Origin of the sequence: Pseudomonas danubii, from assembly GCF_042980055.1 — a bacterium.
Classification (GTDB): Bacteria; Pseudomonadota; Gammaproteobacteria; order Pseudomonadales; family Pseudomonadaceae; genus Aquipseudomonas; species Aquipseudomonas danubii.
In genome coordinates this window covers 5,859,616-5,873,471 of sequence record NZ_CP116502.1, presented here as the reverse complement: position 1 = coordinate 5,873,471, position 13,856 = coordinate 5,859,616, and the positions used below count along the sequence as shown (strand labels likewise).

General features: G+C 64.7%; 13 protein-coding genes. 9 read left to right on the top strand and 4 right to left on the bottom strand.

Features of this window, described 5'->3' with window-relative positions:
• The first annotated feature begins 168 nt into the window (after nucleotides 1–168).
• The 5 genes from PFZ56_RS26295 (at nucleotide 169) to PFZ56_RS26275 (ending at nucleotide 4,653) form a co-directional block, all read left to right on the top strand.
• The gene (locus PFZ56_RS26295) at nucleotides 169–507 is read left to right on the top strand and encodes a GRAM domain-containing protein (RefSeq protein WP_102880402.1); all 339 of its coding nucleotides are present in this window, start codon (nucleotides 169–171) and stop codon (nucleotides 505–507) included.
• A gap of 90 nt (nucleotides 508–597) precedes the next feature.
• Entirely contained in the window at nucleotides 598–1,635 is a 1,038-nt protein-coding gene (locus tag PFZ56_RS26290) for a hypothetical protein (protein WP_170002717.1), read from the top strand.
• 119 nt (nucleotides 1,636–1,754) lie between these two features.
• Nucleotides 1,755–2,804, top strand: coding sequence for a hypothetical protein (locus PFZ56_RS26285; RefSeq protein ID WP_170002715.1), 1,050 nt, complete (start codon nucleotides 1,755–1,757; stop codon nucleotides 2,802–2,804).
• 571 nt (nucleotides 2,805–3,375) lie between these two features.
• Nucleotides 3,376–3,732 (top strand): DUF6124 family protein, encoded by a 357-nt coding sequence (locus PFZ56_RS26280; protein ID WP_110653154.1) that lies wholly within the window; start codon nucleotides 3,376–3,378, stop codon nucleotides 3,730–3,732.
• 108 nt (nucleotides 3,733–3,840) lie between these two features.
• Nucleotides 3,841–4,653 (top strand): alpha/beta fold hydrolase, encoded by an 813-nt coding sequence (locus PFZ56_RS26275; protein WP_110597214.1) that lies wholly within the window; start codon nucleotides 3,841–3,843, stop codon nucleotides 4,651–4,653.
• 208 nt (nucleotides 4,654–4,861) lie between these two features.
• On the opposite strand, the gene dsbG is transcribed toward PFZ56_RS26275, so the two are convergent.
• The 3 genes from dsbG to dsbD are packed head-to-tail and all read right to left on the bottom strand — an operon-like array spanning nucleotide 4,862 to nucleotide 8,216.
• Nucleotides 4,862–5,629: a thiol:disulfide interchange protein DsbG gene (dsbG, locus tag PFZ56_RS26270; protein ID WP_102880396.1), complete on the bottom strand. Its 768-nt coding sequence runs from the start codon at nucleotides 5,627–5,629 to the stop codon at nucleotides 4,862–4,864.
• Nucleotides 5,605–6,468, bottom strand: coding sequence for a TlpA disulfide reductase family protein (locus PFZ56_RS26265; protein ID WP_102880395.1), 864 nt, complete (start codon nucleotides 6,466–6,468; stop codon nucleotides 5,605–5,607). Before PFZ56_RS26265 ends, dsbG begins: the two co-directional genes overlap by 25 nt.
• Nucleotides 6,468–8,216 carry a protein-disulfide reductase DsbD gene (dsbD, locus tag PFZ56_RS26260; RefSeq protein WP_123394231.1) on the bottom strand — a complete coding sequence of 583 codons (1,749 nt, stop codon included), beginning with the start codon at nucleotides 8,214–8,216 and terminating at the stop codon, nucleotides 6,468–6,470. Before dsbD ends, PFZ56_RS26265 begins: the two co-directional genes overlap by 1 nt.
• Nucleotides 8,217–8,370: 154 nt before the next feature.
• Between dsbD and PFZ56_RS26255 the strand changes: the two genes are divergently transcribed.
• The 4 genes from PFZ56_RS26255 (at nucleotide 8,371) to PFZ56_RS26240 (ending at nucleotide 12,422) form a co-directional block, all read left to right on the top strand.
• Nucleotides 8,371–9,048, top strand: coding sequence for a response regulator (locus tag PFZ56_RS26255; protein WP_102880393.1), 678 nt, complete (start codon nucleotides 8,371–8,373; stop codon nucleotides 9,046–9,048).
• Nucleotides 9,049–10,374, top strand: coding sequence for an ATP-binding protein (locus PFZ56_RS26250; protein WP_102880392.1), 1,326 nt, complete (start codon nucleotides 9,049–9,051; stop codon nucleotides 10,372–10,374). It abuts the gene before it with no gap.
• 328 nt (nucleotides 10,375–10,702) lie between these two features.
• Entirely contained in the window at nucleotides 10,703–12,115 is a 1,413-nt protein-coding gene (locus tag PFZ56_RS26245; RefSeq protein WP_102880391.1) for an aspartate aminotransferase family protein, read from the top strand.
• A gap of 82 nt (nucleotides 12,116–12,197) precedes the next feature.
• Nucleotides 12,198–12,422: an MbtH family protein gene (locus tag PFZ56_RS26240; RefSeq protein ID WP_016965112.1), complete on the top strand. Its 225-nt coding sequence runs from the start codon at nucleotides 12,198–12,200 to the stop codon at nucleotides 12,420–12,422.
• Nucleotides 12,423–12,844: 422 nt separating this feature from the next.
• Here the strand turns inward: PFZ56_RS26240 and PFZ56_RS26235 are convergent, their stop codons facing one another.
• Complete coding sequence (locus PFZ56_RS26235; RefSeq protein ID WP_170002713.1) at nucleotides 12,845–13,672, bottom strand: bifunctional 2-polyprenyl-6-hydroxyphenol methylase/3-demethylubiquinol 3-O-methyltransferase UbiG; 828 nt, start codon at nucleotides 13,670–13,672, stop codon at nucleotides 12,845–12,847.
• Nucleotides 13,673–13,856 lie beyond the last annotated feature (184 nt).

Below are 13,856 nucleotides of genomic sequence, written 5' to 3'. Positions count from 1 at the left end.
TCCTTCAGGAAGGTCGCGCATTCAGGCTTTACGGCCGCTGCATAACCGAGCGGTCTCTACAGGAAGCCTATTCAGGGGTGAAATAGAAAGGCAGTATTCAGCTAAGGGTTTTTGTTTGCCCTTATCGATTGAACTGAGCATGAAGAAAAAATAACAAGGATGCACCGAATGAAAGCAGAGTTGCGAGGCGGCGAAAAAATCATCAAAGAAGGGGCGGCAAACCTTCAAAGAAATATTGAGACGGTGGGCGGAAGGCTTTTTCTGACGAACCAGCGTCTACTATTTGTCGCGCATAAAATTAACTTCCAAAGCGCTCCTGACGAGATTGAAATCTCAAACATCCAGTCATTGCAACCGGCATGGACTAGATTTTTAGGTCTTATCCCCGTTTTCCCCAACTCTTTATCTGTTTTTACAAAGCAGGGTATAGAGTCTCGATTTGTACTATTTGGCCGTGACGCATGGGCTGCTGCCATTGCTGCAACCATGAATGGGGCCAATGGCTAAATAACCTTCAGTTTGAAATAGTTCGCCGCGCATTGCCCGACAGCAGTCCTGTCGGGCTTTGTCGTTTCAGACAGTTCAAGGACCGGAACCATGGCAGAACAGCTTTACTGGCACGACATCGACGACACCCTGGGCAACTGGAGTGGCCTCGGTGTCGAGGTCGAACCGGGCGCCACGGACAAACCGCCGCTGTACCTGCGCACCGGCGCCAATGCCCGGATCAAGTTGATGCACCACGACACGCCGTTGTTCTGGGCCACCCTGGCCCGCGACCACGGCGGCGTCTGGCTGGTGCGCAACCCGCTGGCGGACGGCGCCGAATGCCGGTTGCTGGCACCCATCGACTCACCCACGGTGGAGCAGCACGCGGCGCTGGCGCCCGAGCGGCGGATCAAGGCCTGGAGCCGCTATTTCGTCAGCCATCTCAGTGAAAGCGCCCGGCACTTCCTCACCCCCGGTTTCTGGCTGGCCCAGGGCCTGCTGCCGGAGCCTGAGAGCACCGCGCGCGGCCTGGACAACTGGCGCTTCAGCTCCCGCGAAGATGCCCTGACCCACGTGCCCAACTGGCGGCTGTACGGCGAGGATTTTCTCGACAACCTGCAACCCCAGACCCTGGAGTGGATCGACTGGTGGCACGGCGGCGGCAAGCTTATCGGCCTGCACCGTGTCGACCCCGAGGCTGGGCGCCTGAAGTGGTGGCGCAAGAAGGCCCGCGAAGGCAGCCTGCCGCCGATCCTGTTGTGGTACGTCGGCGGGTTGGCGTCCTACGTGGTGATCGACGGCCATTACCGTTTGCAGGCGGCCATCGCGGAAAACCTCGCGCCATCATTCATCGTCCTCAGCGCCACCCGCGAGCGCGGCTTCGCACCGAGCCTGGAGCATCAGCAACGGGTCATGGATTCACTGCGCAAGCGCGGCGACGCGGTGCCGCGCAACCCGGCCCTGAGCACCGACAACCTCAACCGGGTGCTGATCCAGGCGTTCGATGACCGGCCGCAGTACCGCAGCGCTACCCCGGCCTGGGCCGGCAATGAACCGGAGTCGCAGTGGTGTGACGAGGTGCGTCAGTGCCTGGGCGGGCAAGGGTTGGCAGACGAAGTGGACGCGGTCATTGCGCGCCATGGGTAAAGCGCCGGCCGCCTTCGCTGGCAAGCCAGCTCCTACAGGCGAATGCGCCCTCCAGCCCTCTGCTATAGTCGCGCCCGCCTGCCGCTGGGCCGGTCATTGATCAAGGATTAGGGACAATCGTGGAACAGATTTTCTGGCGTGACATCGAGGATTTGGCCGGCCACTGGAACGGCCTCGGCGTGGACGTCAAACGCCCGGCCAACGGCAAACCCAACCTGTGCCTGCTCAGTGGCAACAACTGCCGTATGCAGTTGGTGCTGGGCGACCAGACCCTGCTCTGGGGCACCATGTCCCGCTGCCTGTATGGCGTATGGCTGGTGCGCAATCACCTGCCGGAGCAACTGCCGCAAACCCTGGTGGGCCCCATCGACTCACCTCAGGTGGAACAACAGGCGCGCCTCGACCCGGCGCTGCGCCTCAAGGCTTGGAGCCGCTTCTTCGTCGAGCAACTGATGCAGCACCAGCCGGACTTCTTCTACCCCGGCTACTGGCTGGTGCGGGCCCTGCGCCCGGCATCGCAGAAGCCGCTGCGGCCGCTGCTCAGTGGCACCGAAGCCTGGTACTTCAAGGGCGGTGAAGATGCCCTGAGCCATATGCCGCAGTGGGCGATCTATGGCCGCAACATCCTCGACAACCAACAGGCCGGTACGGCGCGCTGGGTCGGGTTGGGGGAGTACGGTGGCGCAGTAGTCGGCCTGCATGCCGTGGACCCGCATTCCGGGCGCTTGAAGTGGTGGCGCAAAAAAGCCCGCGAAGGCAGCTTGCCGCCGATCCTGCTGTGGTACGTCACCGGTCTGAGCTGCTATCTGATTCTCGATGGCCATTACCGCCTGCAGGCGGCCATCGATGAAAACCTGCCGCCGGAGTTTCTGGTGCTCAGCTCGCCGCGGCTCTACCGCTATCGCCCCAACCCGCAAGAGCAGCAGAAGGTGCTGGGGGCGCTGCAAGTGCAAATCCAGCGCAAAAAACTGGACACCGGGCGCTTCAACCAGTTGCTGATCAGCACCTTCGACGACCGGCCGTATCACGGCTTCGGCAGCCAGTCCTGGGCGGGGATTGCCTCGGAGCAGACGTGGATCGACCAGGTCAGCGGCATTCTCAAGGAGCGCGGAGGCCTGAGTGATCTGGAGGAAATTCTCGAACGCGAGGCGCCGGAAGAATACCGCTGAGTCATGCTTGCGGCTGATGCCAATCGGTTTTTTGTAGCCGCTGCCGCAGGCTGCGAACGGCTGCGCAGCAGACGCGGCGATTTCAAGGCCGCCAGCGGTCTTTGACGGGAGATCGTCAAGCAAGGTCCTGCGGACCTTTTCGCAGCTTCGCCAAGGCTCAGCAGCGGCTACAGGTCCGCAGGGCCATAGGTCCACAGGCCAATGCCGATCGGGGCAAGGTGATTTCGGAAACGGGCTGGAAGGTCGCTGGAATGGCGTTTAGTCGCTTTCTTTTGTAAGGCAAATCCGAGAAACTGCGGGCCGCTTGAATGCGCCTGGTGGGCGGGCTAGGGTTCCGGAGCCATCGCCCAATCGATGGCTCGGATGTGCAAGTCCGACTGTTACCAGACGCATAAGCGCTCAGTCATGCCTGAGCGATTTCATGTTCGCCGTGTTATGGCGGCCGTGCGCGGGAGATCTTCGGATCTGCCGGGGTTCTGGTAACTCGGTCTTGCACACCCGCGTACGGCTGCCACCTTATTCGTGTGCAAGCGAACGGTGTCAGCTCCTTGTCATTACCAGGAGTTTGACCATGAAAAAGCTCGTCCCCGATCCCCCCACGTCCTATCGCGATCCCGCCCTCAAGGAAGCCAACGCCACCCTACGCGTGGCCCTGGCCCGGCAACCGCTGGACCCCGCGCTGTTCCAGCTCACGACCCAAGCCAACCCCGTTTCCCCCGACTCGCTGTTCAGCGTGCGCGAAGGCGTCAGCGCCGAAGAGGCCTTGGTGCATGTGGCGCTGCTGCTCAAATGCGCCGAAGAGGTCTGCGATGAAATCACCCAGCAGGGCAGCGGCCTGGAGCGCGGGCTGATCTGGTCCATGGTGCATTCGGTGGAGATGGCGCGGGCGGTGGTCGAAGCCTTGCTCGACGGCCAGCGCGGGCCTTGAATCCGGGCATTTCCTGATACGTTTTTGTCGCCCCGGTCCGATTGACTGAGCTTTTTTCACGGCACAGTCTGTCGGACCTTTTTCGTCATTTCCTGCAGGAGCTAGCCAATGCCTTTCGCGACCATCGATGGACAACCGTTGCACTACCTTGACCAGGGCCAGGGGCCGGTGGTGTTCCTGGCCGGCAGTTATTTGTGGGACACCGGCATGTGGGCGCCGCAGATCGAGGCGTTGTCGGCGCGGTACCGGGTGATTGCCGTGGACCTGTGGGGCCATGGCCAGTCCGGGCCGTTGCCGCAAGGCACCGCGTCGCTGGACGATGTGGCGCGGCAGATGCTGGCCTTGCTCGACCATTTGCAGATTGAGCGGGTGACGTTGGTGGGCTTGTCGGTGGGCGGCATGTGGGGCGCCCGTATGGCCCTGGCGGCGCCGCAGCGCATCGACGGTCTGGTGCTGATGGACACTTACCTGGGCGCCGAGCCTGAGCCGACCCGGCAGTACTATTTCTCGCTGTTCCAGCAGATCGAGGACAGCGGCCTGATCGCCGAGCCGCTGCTGGACATCGTGGTGCCGATCTTCTTCCGTCCGGGCATCGACCGGCAGTCGGCGCTGTTCCAGGACTTTCGCGCCAGCCTCGCGGCGCTGCCGGCCGAGCGCCTGCGCCAGAGCGTGATCCCCATGGGGCGCATTACCTTCAGCCGGGCGGATGTGCTGGATCAGCTGGAACGCCTGGATGGGCGCAATACCTTGCTGCTGTGTGGTGATCAGGACCAGCCGCGGCCGCCGGCGGAAACCGTCGAGATGGCCGAGCGCATTGGCTGCCCTTATCAGCTGGTGCCCGAGGCCGGGCATATCTCCAGCCGTGAGAACCCGGAGTTCGTGACCCGGGCCTTGCTGGCGTTTTTACAGCGCCACGGTTGAAGCCCGATTCTTCCGTTGCAGGAGCTGGCTTGCCAGCGAAGAGACCCGCAAGCCGGACGCCAGTCTGACGGACGCTTTCGCCGGCAAGCTGGCTTCTACGGGTGGGGATACGCGTTGTAGGAGCTGGCTTGCCAGCGAAGAGGCCCGCAAGCCGGGCGCCAGCCTGACAGACGCTTTCGCCGGCAAGCCGGCTCCTACGGGGGCGGGGTTATTTCGGGCCGAGAATCTGCGTCAGCTTGCCCGGGGCCGGGGCGCCTTGCTGTTGTTGCAGTTCGCCCTTGTCGTCGAGGTAGAAGATCGCCGGGGTCGCCGACAGCTCCAGTTCTTCCATCAGTTTCATGTTGGCGTCGAGCTTGGCCTGCACTGCCGCTGGAATGCTCGCCAGGGGTTTCAGGACGCTGGCCTTGCCGGCTTTCTCGTGGTCCTGCAGGGCCTGTTGCGGGTCCTTGGCGGCCAGCAGGGCGGCGGATTTGCCCGGGCTGTCTTCGCGGATGATGCCCACCATGATGTGCCGCAGTTGCACCTTGCCGGCGTTCACCCAGGGCCGCGCCTGTTGCCAGAACATGTTGCAGTAGGGGCAGTTGGGGTCGCTGAACAGGTAGACGATGCGCGGCGCATCGGCCTTGCCGTCGGCGATCCAGTTGCTCTTGTCCAGGTTGTTCCAGACTTCCTTGGCCATCGGTGCGTAGACCAGTTTCTGCAGCGGCTCGGCGCTGAGGTCCTTGCCGTCGGCGTCGTACAGGTTGCCGAGCAGCACGTGCTTGCCGTCCGGGGTCAGGTACAGGGCCATGCCTCGGTTCTGGTACTGCGCGGCGTAGCCCTTGAGGCCATCCGGGGCATCGAAGCTGCCGAGGATCTTGGCGCCTTTTTCTTCGATCTTGCGGATCGGTGCGGGCAGTTCTTCGGCGTGCAGCAGCGGCGCGCTGAGCAGGGCTGCGCCCAAGGACAGGCTCAGCAGGTGGCGGATGAAGGGCATGGCAGTTTCCTTGCAGGGGCGACCGGGGTCGGATGGGCGTCGTCGAAGTTTTCCAGGGCACGGGCCAGGCTGGCTTCCGAGAGTTCACCCAGGTGACTGCTCAGCAGACGGCCGTCGGCGCTGTAGAACAGTGTAGTGGGCAGGGCCATGGAGCCCACGGCCTGGCCCAGGCGGCCGCCGCTGTCGAACAGCACGTTGTTCAGGTTCAGTTCCTGGGTGGCGAGGAAGGTGGCCACGCTTTGCATGCTTTCGCCCTGGTTGACGAACAGGAAGGTCAGGTCCGGACGTTGCTGCTGGGCGCGCTCCAGGACCGGCATTTCTCGCCGGCACGGCGGGCACCAGGTGGCCCAGAGGTTGATCACCAGTGGCCCACCCTGGTAGTCGGTGAGCTGCACGGTGTCGCCGGTGGCATTGCGCAGGGGCATTTCCGGCAGGCGGGTGCCCTGGTCGTAGAGCGTCAGGGACAGGCTGGCCAGCAGCCAGAAGGCCAGGCCGCTGGCGATACCGGCGCCCAGTGGGCGGCGCAGCGGTGGGCGTTTCCAGCCCCAGGCCAGGGCTGCCAGAAGCATGATGATGACCCCCGGCCAGGCCAGGAAGCCGCCGTCGCGCAGGTCGATGATCAGCCACAGGTTGTGCTGGTAGTGCTTCCAGTAAGCGATGACAAAGCAGATCCGCGCCGCGAGCATGCCCAGCAGGAACAGCATGAACAGCACCGATTCCGGGTTGTCGCCGCCGCGCTTGGCCACCCGCCAGCCCACCAGGGTGGCCAGGGCCAGGGCACTGATCAGCAGCAGGTGGTTGAGGGCGATGGCGAAGGTGCCGATGGTAAAGGTCAGCATCAACGGGCTTCCCGGGTCTGAGTCCAGCGTTGCAGGAAGGCCGTGGCATCGACTTCACCGGTGATGCGCTGGCTGCGGCGTTCGCTGCCGTCCGGGCCGATCCACAGGAAGCTGGGTGGGCCGGGCACTTTGTAGCGGCTGAGCAGTTCGCGGCCGTCGGCGTTGTCATGGGTGACGTCCAGGCGCAGCAGGCGCACGTCCTTCAGGGCGTCGAGGACTTGGGGCTGGCCGAACACGGTTTTCTCCATGATCTTGCAGGACACGCACCAGTCGGCGTAGTAGTCCAGCAGCACCCATTGGCCCTGGGCCTGGGCGCTGTCCAGGGCACGTTGCAGTTCCGCAGGCGACTTGACGGTGGTGAAGGCATCGTGGGCCGTGGCGCTGCTGGCCACGCTGCCACCGCTGTAGACCTTCAGCGGTCGCCACAGGTCATCGCTGCCACCAGCGGCGCCCACCAGCAGCACGCTGCCCCACAGGCCAAACAGCACGGCTGCGGCGCCAAACAGGTGCAGCAGGCGCCCGGCGATGGCGCGTTGCTGCCAGGCGCAATAGGCCAGTACCAGGGCCAGGGCGCCCCACAGACCGATCCACAGGCTGGTGTCGAGCACCGGGCGCAACATATAGATAGCGGTGCCCAGGAACAGGAAGCCGAACACGCCCTTGAGCAGGTTCATCCACGGCCCCGGCTTGGGCAGGAAGCGGTTGCCCACGGTCACCAGCAACAGCAGTGGCAGGCCAATGCCCAGGCCCAGGGCGAATAGCGCCAGGCCGCCAAACAGGGCGTTGCCGGTTTGGGCGATGTACAGCAGGCCACCGGCCAGGGGCGCGGTCATGCACGGACCTACCAACAGCGCCGACAGGGCGCCGAGAGCGCCACAGCCGATCAGGCTGCCGCCCTGGCGCTGGCGGCTGGCGCCTTCCAGGCGGTCGCGCAGAAACGCGGGCATTTGCAATTCAAAGAAGCCGAACATCGGCAGCGCCAGCAGCACGAACAGCGCGGCAAAGCTGCCCAGCACCCAGGGCTGTTGCAACCAGGCCTGCAGGTTGCTGCCCAGCAGGGCGGCGATCACCCCCATGCCGGCATACACCAGGGCCATGCACAGCACGTAGCTGGAGGCCAGGGCCAAGCCCCGGCGCGGGCTGGCGCCGCTGCCGACAACGATCCCCGCGAGGATCGGCAGCATCGGCAGTGAGCAAGGGGCGAAGGCCAGCAGCAGGCCGAAACCGAAGAAGGCCAGCAGGCCCAGGCCCCAGGATTTTTGTTGCAGATCGTTGGCCAGCAGTTGGTCCTGGGCCGTGCCAGGGCCGGCGGCGACCGGGCTGCTGGCGGCGGCGGGCGCACCACCCAGGTCGAGTTCCAGGGTTTGCGGCGGGTAGCACAGGCCGGCGTCGGCGCAGCCCTGCCAGCCCAGCTTGACCTTGCCGCTGGCGGCGGGCGGCAGCTTCACTTCCAGGCCTTGGCGATACACGGTCTGCTCGCCGAAGAATTCGTCGCTGTGGTGTTCGCCGTCCGGCAGCGTCGGCTGATGCTCCTGGGCCAGGCCATCGAACTTCAGGCGTTTCTGGTACAGGTAGTAGCCGTCGGCAATCTGCCAGAACAGCTGGGTTTCTCCGGAAGGCAGGCGCTCGGAGGTGAAGGTGAAAGCCTTGTCCACCGGCAGGAAGTCGGGCTTGACCTCGAACGGATTGTTGCTGGCTTCTGCCAGGGTGGTGAACAGCATAAACAGCAAAATGAGCAATCGACGCATGGTCAAGCCTTAAACCGGTGCAAGTGGGATGCACAATGGCGGGTCCTGATTAACCGATGATTAACCATACTTGGGTTGTTGCACGGCGGTGGCGGGCATAATGTCCGCTTAATCCGCCGCCTGTCTAATCAACGCCTTTGTTACAGGACCGACCATGCACGTACTTGTCTGTGAAGATGATGAGCTGATTGCCAGCGGAATAGTCGCCGGCCTCACGGCCCAGGGCCTGACGGTCGAGCATGTGGCCTCCGCTTCGGCGGCGCGGGCCATGCTCGGCGTGGCCGATTTCGACGTGATGGTACTGGACTTGGGCCTGCCGGATGAAGATGGTTTGAAGTTGCTCAAGCAACAGCGCCAGCAGGGCCTGGAGATTCCGGTGCTGATCCTCACCGCCCGCGATTCGGTGACCGATCGGGTCGACGGCCTGCAGGCCGGGGCCGACGATTATTTGCTCAAGCCGTTCGACCTGCGGGAGTTGGCGGCGCGTCTGCATACCCTGTTGCGCCGGGTGGCGGGGCGCAGCGTCAACCTGATCGAGCACGGACGCCTGACCTACGACCCCAGCACCCGGGAAACCCGCCTGGGCGGCGAGCCGGTGGATCTGTCCCGGCGCGAGCAGGCGCTGCTTCAGGCCCTGCTGCACAACCGCGGCCGGGTGCTGTCCAGCGAACAGCTCAAGGACAGCGTCTACGGGTTCAACGACGAACTGGAAAGCAACGCCCTCAACGTGCACATCCACCACCTGCGGCGCAAACTGGGCAACGGCATCGTCGAGACGGTGCGCGGCCTGGGTTATCGCCTGGGGCCGGCCGATGGCCAGGAGCAGTCCTAAGTGAGGAGCCTGCGCCTGCGCCTGAGCGTGACCCTGGGCGCCGCCTTCATTCTGATCTGGACCCTGGCCGCGGCCTGGATGCTCAGCGATCTGCGCAATCAGATGATGTTTTCCCTGGATCAGCGGCTGGTGGCTTCGGCGCGCATGGTGGCCGGTCTGCTGGAACAGATGCCGGCGCTGCCCTCCGATACCCATGCCCATCCGATTGCCAGCGCGGCTTTGACCATTCCCGGGGGCATGGCCTGTCAGGTCAGCTCCCTGCGCGGGCAAGTCCTGGCCCGCAGCCACAGCACCCCGGAACACACCCTGGAAGCCGAGAAACTGGGCTTTCACGACCAGATGATCGACGGCGCGCCCTGGCGCACCTTCACCCTGGTGCGCGGTGATCTGCGCATCACCACCGCCGACCGCCAGGTGGAACGCGAGGCGCTGAACATGTCGGTGCTGCTGGCCGCTTCGGTGCCGGTGGGGGTGGCCTTGCTGGGCTGTCTGTGGCTGTTGTGGCTGGGCATCGGCCAGAGCCTGGCGCCGCTGAACCGGATTCGCGACGCGCTGATGCGCCGCAGCGCCGATTCCTTGGAACCGTTGCAGATCCGGCCCATGCCCAGCGAATTGCGGCCGCTGGTGGACACCCAGAACCAGCTGTTCCAGCGCATCGCCAAGACCATCGAGCGCGAACGCCGCCTGACTGGCGACGCCGCCCATGAACTGCGCAGCCCGCTGACCGCGATCAAGACTCACCTGCAGGTGGCGCGCATGACCGACGGCGCGGCCCGGGATCAATCCCTGGCCCGGGCGGAGGAGGGCGCCGACCGCCTGCACCGGACCCTGGAGCAACTGCTGTTGCTGGCTCGGGTCGAGGGCAGCCTGTCGTTCGATGACGGCGTGCACTGCAATGCCGAGCAAGTGGTTCGCCTGGCAATCCAGGATGCCGCCGTGGGCGCCCGGCAGCGGGTCAAGGTGCACCTGGGAGAGCACACCGCCGAGGCCCCGGTGGCCATGCCCTCGACCCTGGCGATTGCCGCCTTGCGCAACCTGCTGGACAACGCCCTGCGGCACACCCCGCAAGACTGCCCGGTGGAGTTGAACCTGGAGCTGGTGGCCGGTCGCCTGCGTTTCCAGGTGCGTGATCATGGCCCGGGGATTGCCCAGGAAGACCTGCAACACCTGACCCAGCGTTTCTGGCGCAACAGCCAGAGCACCGGGTGCGGCCTGGGCCTGGCGATTGTCCAGGCCATTGTCCAGCGTTGCGCTTGCGAGCTGCACTTCGACAGCCTTCCTGATGGCCTGCGGGTCGAGCTGACCCTGCCTGCCCACCGCGCCTGACCCATCACCGTCCCCTGTAGGCGCTGGCTTGCCAGCGAAGAGGCCCTTGAGGCCGGCTTCGCCAGCAAGCTGGCTCCTACAGTGCCTTGTACGTTCCCCCCTGCCCGCCGCAGAAGCTGGCTTGCCAGAGAAGAGGCCCCTGAGATCGCCTTCGCCAGCAAGCTGGCTCCTACGGGGCGGTATGTGCAATTTCCTCGTCCTGGGGTGTAAATCCCGACCGCGCTGATGCGTTTTTAGAACAGGAAAACCTGTCAGTGCGCACCCGCGCTTGGGCTGCGCATCCGGCCGGTGGTCGTTTTGCTCAAATTGCAGCGCGAGGGTTCGAGACATGTCAGCCGTTACCAGCCTTATGGACGATCAGCCGGTGGGCCTTGCTCCCGCCCCGGCCGAGGCGCTTTACCAGTTCGAGGAGTCGCCCCTGCTGGCCCGTCAGAGCCGTCAGGAATCCAATGCCCGCAGCTATCCGCGGCGCATTCCCCTGGCCCTGAAACGGGCCAGTGGCATTCATGTCGAGGATGTCGAAGGCCGGCGTTTCATCGATTGCCTGGCCGGGGCCGGGACCCTGGCCCTGGGCCACAACCACCCGGTGGTGATCGCCGCGATCCAGCAGGTGCTGGCCGATGAACTGCCGCTGTTGACCCTGGACCTGACCACCCCGGTCAAGGATCAGTTCGTCCAGGACCTGTTCGGCCTGTTGCCCGAGGCCCTGGCCGCCGAAGCCAAGATCCAGTTCTGCGGCCCCACCGGCACTGATGCCGTGGAAGCCGCGCTGAAGCTGGTGCGCACCGCCACTGGACGCAGCACCGTGCTGTCGTTCCAGGGCGGTTACCACGGCATGAGCCAGGGCGCGCTGAGCCTGATGGGCAGCCTGGGGCCCAAGCGTGCGTTGGCGGGACTCTTGAACAATGGTGTGCAGTTCCTGCCCTTTCCCTATGACTACCGCTGCCCGTTCGGGCTGGGGGGCGCCGAGGGGGTCAAGGTCAACCTGCATTACCTGGAAAACCTGCTGAGCGATCCTGAAGCGGGCGTGGCCCTGCCGGCGGCGGTCATCGTCGAGGCGGTGCAGGGCGAGGGCGGGGTGATTCCGGCGGACCTGGACTGGCTGCGAGGGTTGCGGCGCATCACCGAGCAGGCCGGGGTGGCGCTGATCGTCGATGAAATCCAGAGCGGCTTCGGTCGCACCGGCAAGATGTTCGCCTTCGAGCACGCCGGGATCATTCCCGATGTGGTGGTGATGTCCAAGGCCATCGGCGGCAGCCTGCCGCTGGCGGTGATGGTCTATCGCGACTGGCTCGACACCTGGCAGCCGGGGGCACACGCCGGGACCTTCCGTGGCAATCAAATGGCCATGGCCACCGGTTCCGCGGTGATGCGCTACCTCAAGCAGCACCGTCTGCCCGAGCACGCGGCGGCGATGGGCGAGCGCTTGCGCGAGCACCTGCTGATCCTGCAGCGGGACTTCCCGCAACTGGGGGATGTCCGTGGCCGTGGTCTGATGCTTGGCGTCGAGCTGGTGGACCCTGCCGGCGCCCCGGATGCCCAGGGCCATCCGCCGCAACATTTGCGCCTGGCGCCGCTGGTGCAGCGTGAATGCCTCAAGCGCGGCCTGATCCTCGAACTGGGCGGGCGCCATGGCAGCGTGGTGCGCTTCCTGCCGCCGCTGATCATCAGCGCGGCGCAGATCGATCAGGTGGCGGACATCTTCAGCAAGGCAGTGGCCGCCGCGGTGGCCAGCCTCTAATTTTTCGCGGCCCTGGTTCGTTCCTTCTACACAACTGCCACGCCTGGGGCGCGGCACACCTTATTAACGACGGAGACAAGCAATGACTTCAGTATTCGACCGTGAGGACATCCTGTTCCAGGTGGTGGTCAACCACGAAGAGCAATACTCGATCTGGCCCGACTACAAGGCCGTGCCCCAGGGCTGGCGCACTGTGGGCAAGAGCGGCTTCAAGAAAGAGTGCCTGGCCTACATCGAAGAAGTCTGGACCGACATGCGGCCCCTGAGCCTGCGCCAGAAGATGGACCAGCAGGCCGTGGCCGGCTGATCTGTAGCCGCTGCCGAGCCTGCGAGGCTGCGCAAAGGGCCGCAGGCCCTTCAGCGTTCTCAAGAGCAGCGCCTCCTGCGGAGCCGTTCGCAGCCTGCGGCAGCGGCTACAAAAAACCGGATCGAGATTGTTGCTGTAGCCGCTGCTGAGCCACGGCGAAGCTGCGCAAAGGGCCGCAGGCCCTTTTGCGATCTCAAGAGCAGCGTCTCCTACGGAGCCGTTCGCAGCCTGCGGCAGCGGCTACAAAAAACCGGATCGAGATTGTTGTGTAGCCGCTGCTGAGCCACGGCGAAGCTGCGCAAAGGGCCGCAGGACCTTCTGTGATCTCAAGAGCAGCGCCTCCTGCGCAGCTGTTCGCAGCCTGCGGCAGCGGCTACAAAGGCGCTGGCGTCTTGAGCTTGGCGGTTTTTCATGCCGGGCGATCAGGCCGTGCGCTTGACGGCCTGCAGGGTGTAGCTCAGCGGCAGGCGCCATGGCGCTTCCTTGAGTCGCCATTCGCCGCGTTCATCCACCACCATTTGCCCGGGCAGGGCCTCCCAGGGAATGCTCTGGTGTTCCACCAGTCCGGTGATTTCCAGGCCTTGGGCCAGCAAGGCGCTGATGATTTCCCCCAGGCCGTGATTCCACTCGTGGGTCACCGTGGCCTTGAGGCTGCTCTCGGTTTCCACGTAGGTGGTGTCCTCGTCCCAGACCAGCGGCTCGCTGCGTTCGAAGTAGGGAAACGCCACTTGCAGCGAATCGCGCTGTTCTTCATCCAGGGCCCAGAGCATTGGATGCCCCTCGCGGATAAACAGCCGGCCACCGGGCTTGAGCAGGGCGCCGACGGTCTGTGCCCAGCGCTCGATGCTCGGCAGCCAGCACAGCGCGCCGATGCCGGTGTAGACCAGATCGAATTCGCCGTGGGGCAGTACGTCGGTGGCCGCGAACACGTCCGACTCGTGGTAGTCGATAGGCGTATTGCAGCGTTGGGCCAGGGTCCGGGCTTCAGCCAGGGAGGCCGAGGAAAAATCCAACCCGCTCATCCGCGCGCCCAGGCGCGCCAGGGACAGGGTGTCGGTGCCGATATGGCATTGCAGATGCACGCCGCGCAGGTCCTGGATGTCGCCCAAGAGAGGACGGTCGAACTGCACCACGTCGGAGAGAAACTGCGGGTCGTCGACAAAGCGCTGCACCGCGTAATCCACCGAGGCCGCGTGCAAGGGCGCGCGTTCGTCCCAATTGGTCTTGTTGAGTGTCAGGTATTCGCTCATGGCCTGGTCTTCCTGTCTGGGCATTGTTGCGACGCGCAGACTAGCACCGGGAAATGACCGCGATCTTGAGCAAATATGTAAGCGGCCCCGGTCCCCTGACCCCGACTGTAGCCGCTGCTGAGCCATGGCGAAGCTGCGCAAAGGTCCGCAGGACCTTGCCTGGCGATTACTGTCGAGCGCCGCG

What these genes read in the sequence shown, in the direction of transcription:
- PFZ56_RS26275 (WP_110597214.1), top strand. Translation starts at nt 3,841, where the DNA reads ATGCCTTTCGCGACCATCGATGGACAACCGTTGCACTACCTTGACCAG.
- PFZ56_RS26295 (WP_102880402.1), top strand. Translation starts at nt 169, where the DNA reads ATGAAAGCAGAGTTGCGAGGCGGCGAAAAAATCATCAAAGAAGGGGCG.
- PFZ56_RS26280 (WP_110653154.1), top strand. Translation starts at nt 3,376, where the DNA reads ATGAAAAAGCTCGTCCCCGATCCCCCCACGTCCTATCGCGATCCCGCC.
- dsbG (WP_102880396.1), bottom strand. Translation starts at nt 5,629, where the DNA reads ATGCCCTTCATCCGCCACCTGCTGAGCCTGTCCTTGGGCGCAGCCCTG.
- PFZ56_RS26245 (WP_102880391.1), top strand. Translation starts at nt 10,703, where the DNA reads ATGTCAGCCGTTACCAGCCTTATGGACGATCAGCCGGTGGGCCTTGCT.
- PFZ56_RS26235 (WP_170002713.1), bottom strand. Translation starts at nt 13,672, where the DNA reads ATGAGCGAATACCTGACACTCAACAAGACCAATTGGGACGAACGCGCG.
- PFZ56_RS26240 (WP_016965112.1), top strand. Translation starts at nt 12,198, where the DNA reads ATGACTTCAGTATTCGACCGTGAGGACATCCTGTTCCAGGTGGTGGTC.
- PFZ56_RS26255 (WP_102880393.1), top strand. Translation starts at nt 8,371, where the DNA reads ATGCACGTACTTGTCTGTGAAGATGATGAGCTGATTGCCAGCGGAATA.
- PFZ56_RS26265 (WP_102880395.1), bottom strand. Translation starts at nt 6,468, where the DNA reads ATGCTGACCTTTACCATCGGCACCTTCGCCATCGCCCTCAACCACCTG.
- PFZ56_RS26290 (WP_170002717.1), top strand. Translation starts at nt 598, where the DNA reads ATGGCAGAACAGCTTTACTGGCACGACATCGACGACACCCTGGGCAAC.
- dsbD (WP_123394231.1), bottom strand. Translation starts at nt 8,216, where the DNA reads ATGCGTCGATTGCTCATTTTGCTGTTTATGCTGTTCACCACCCTGGCA.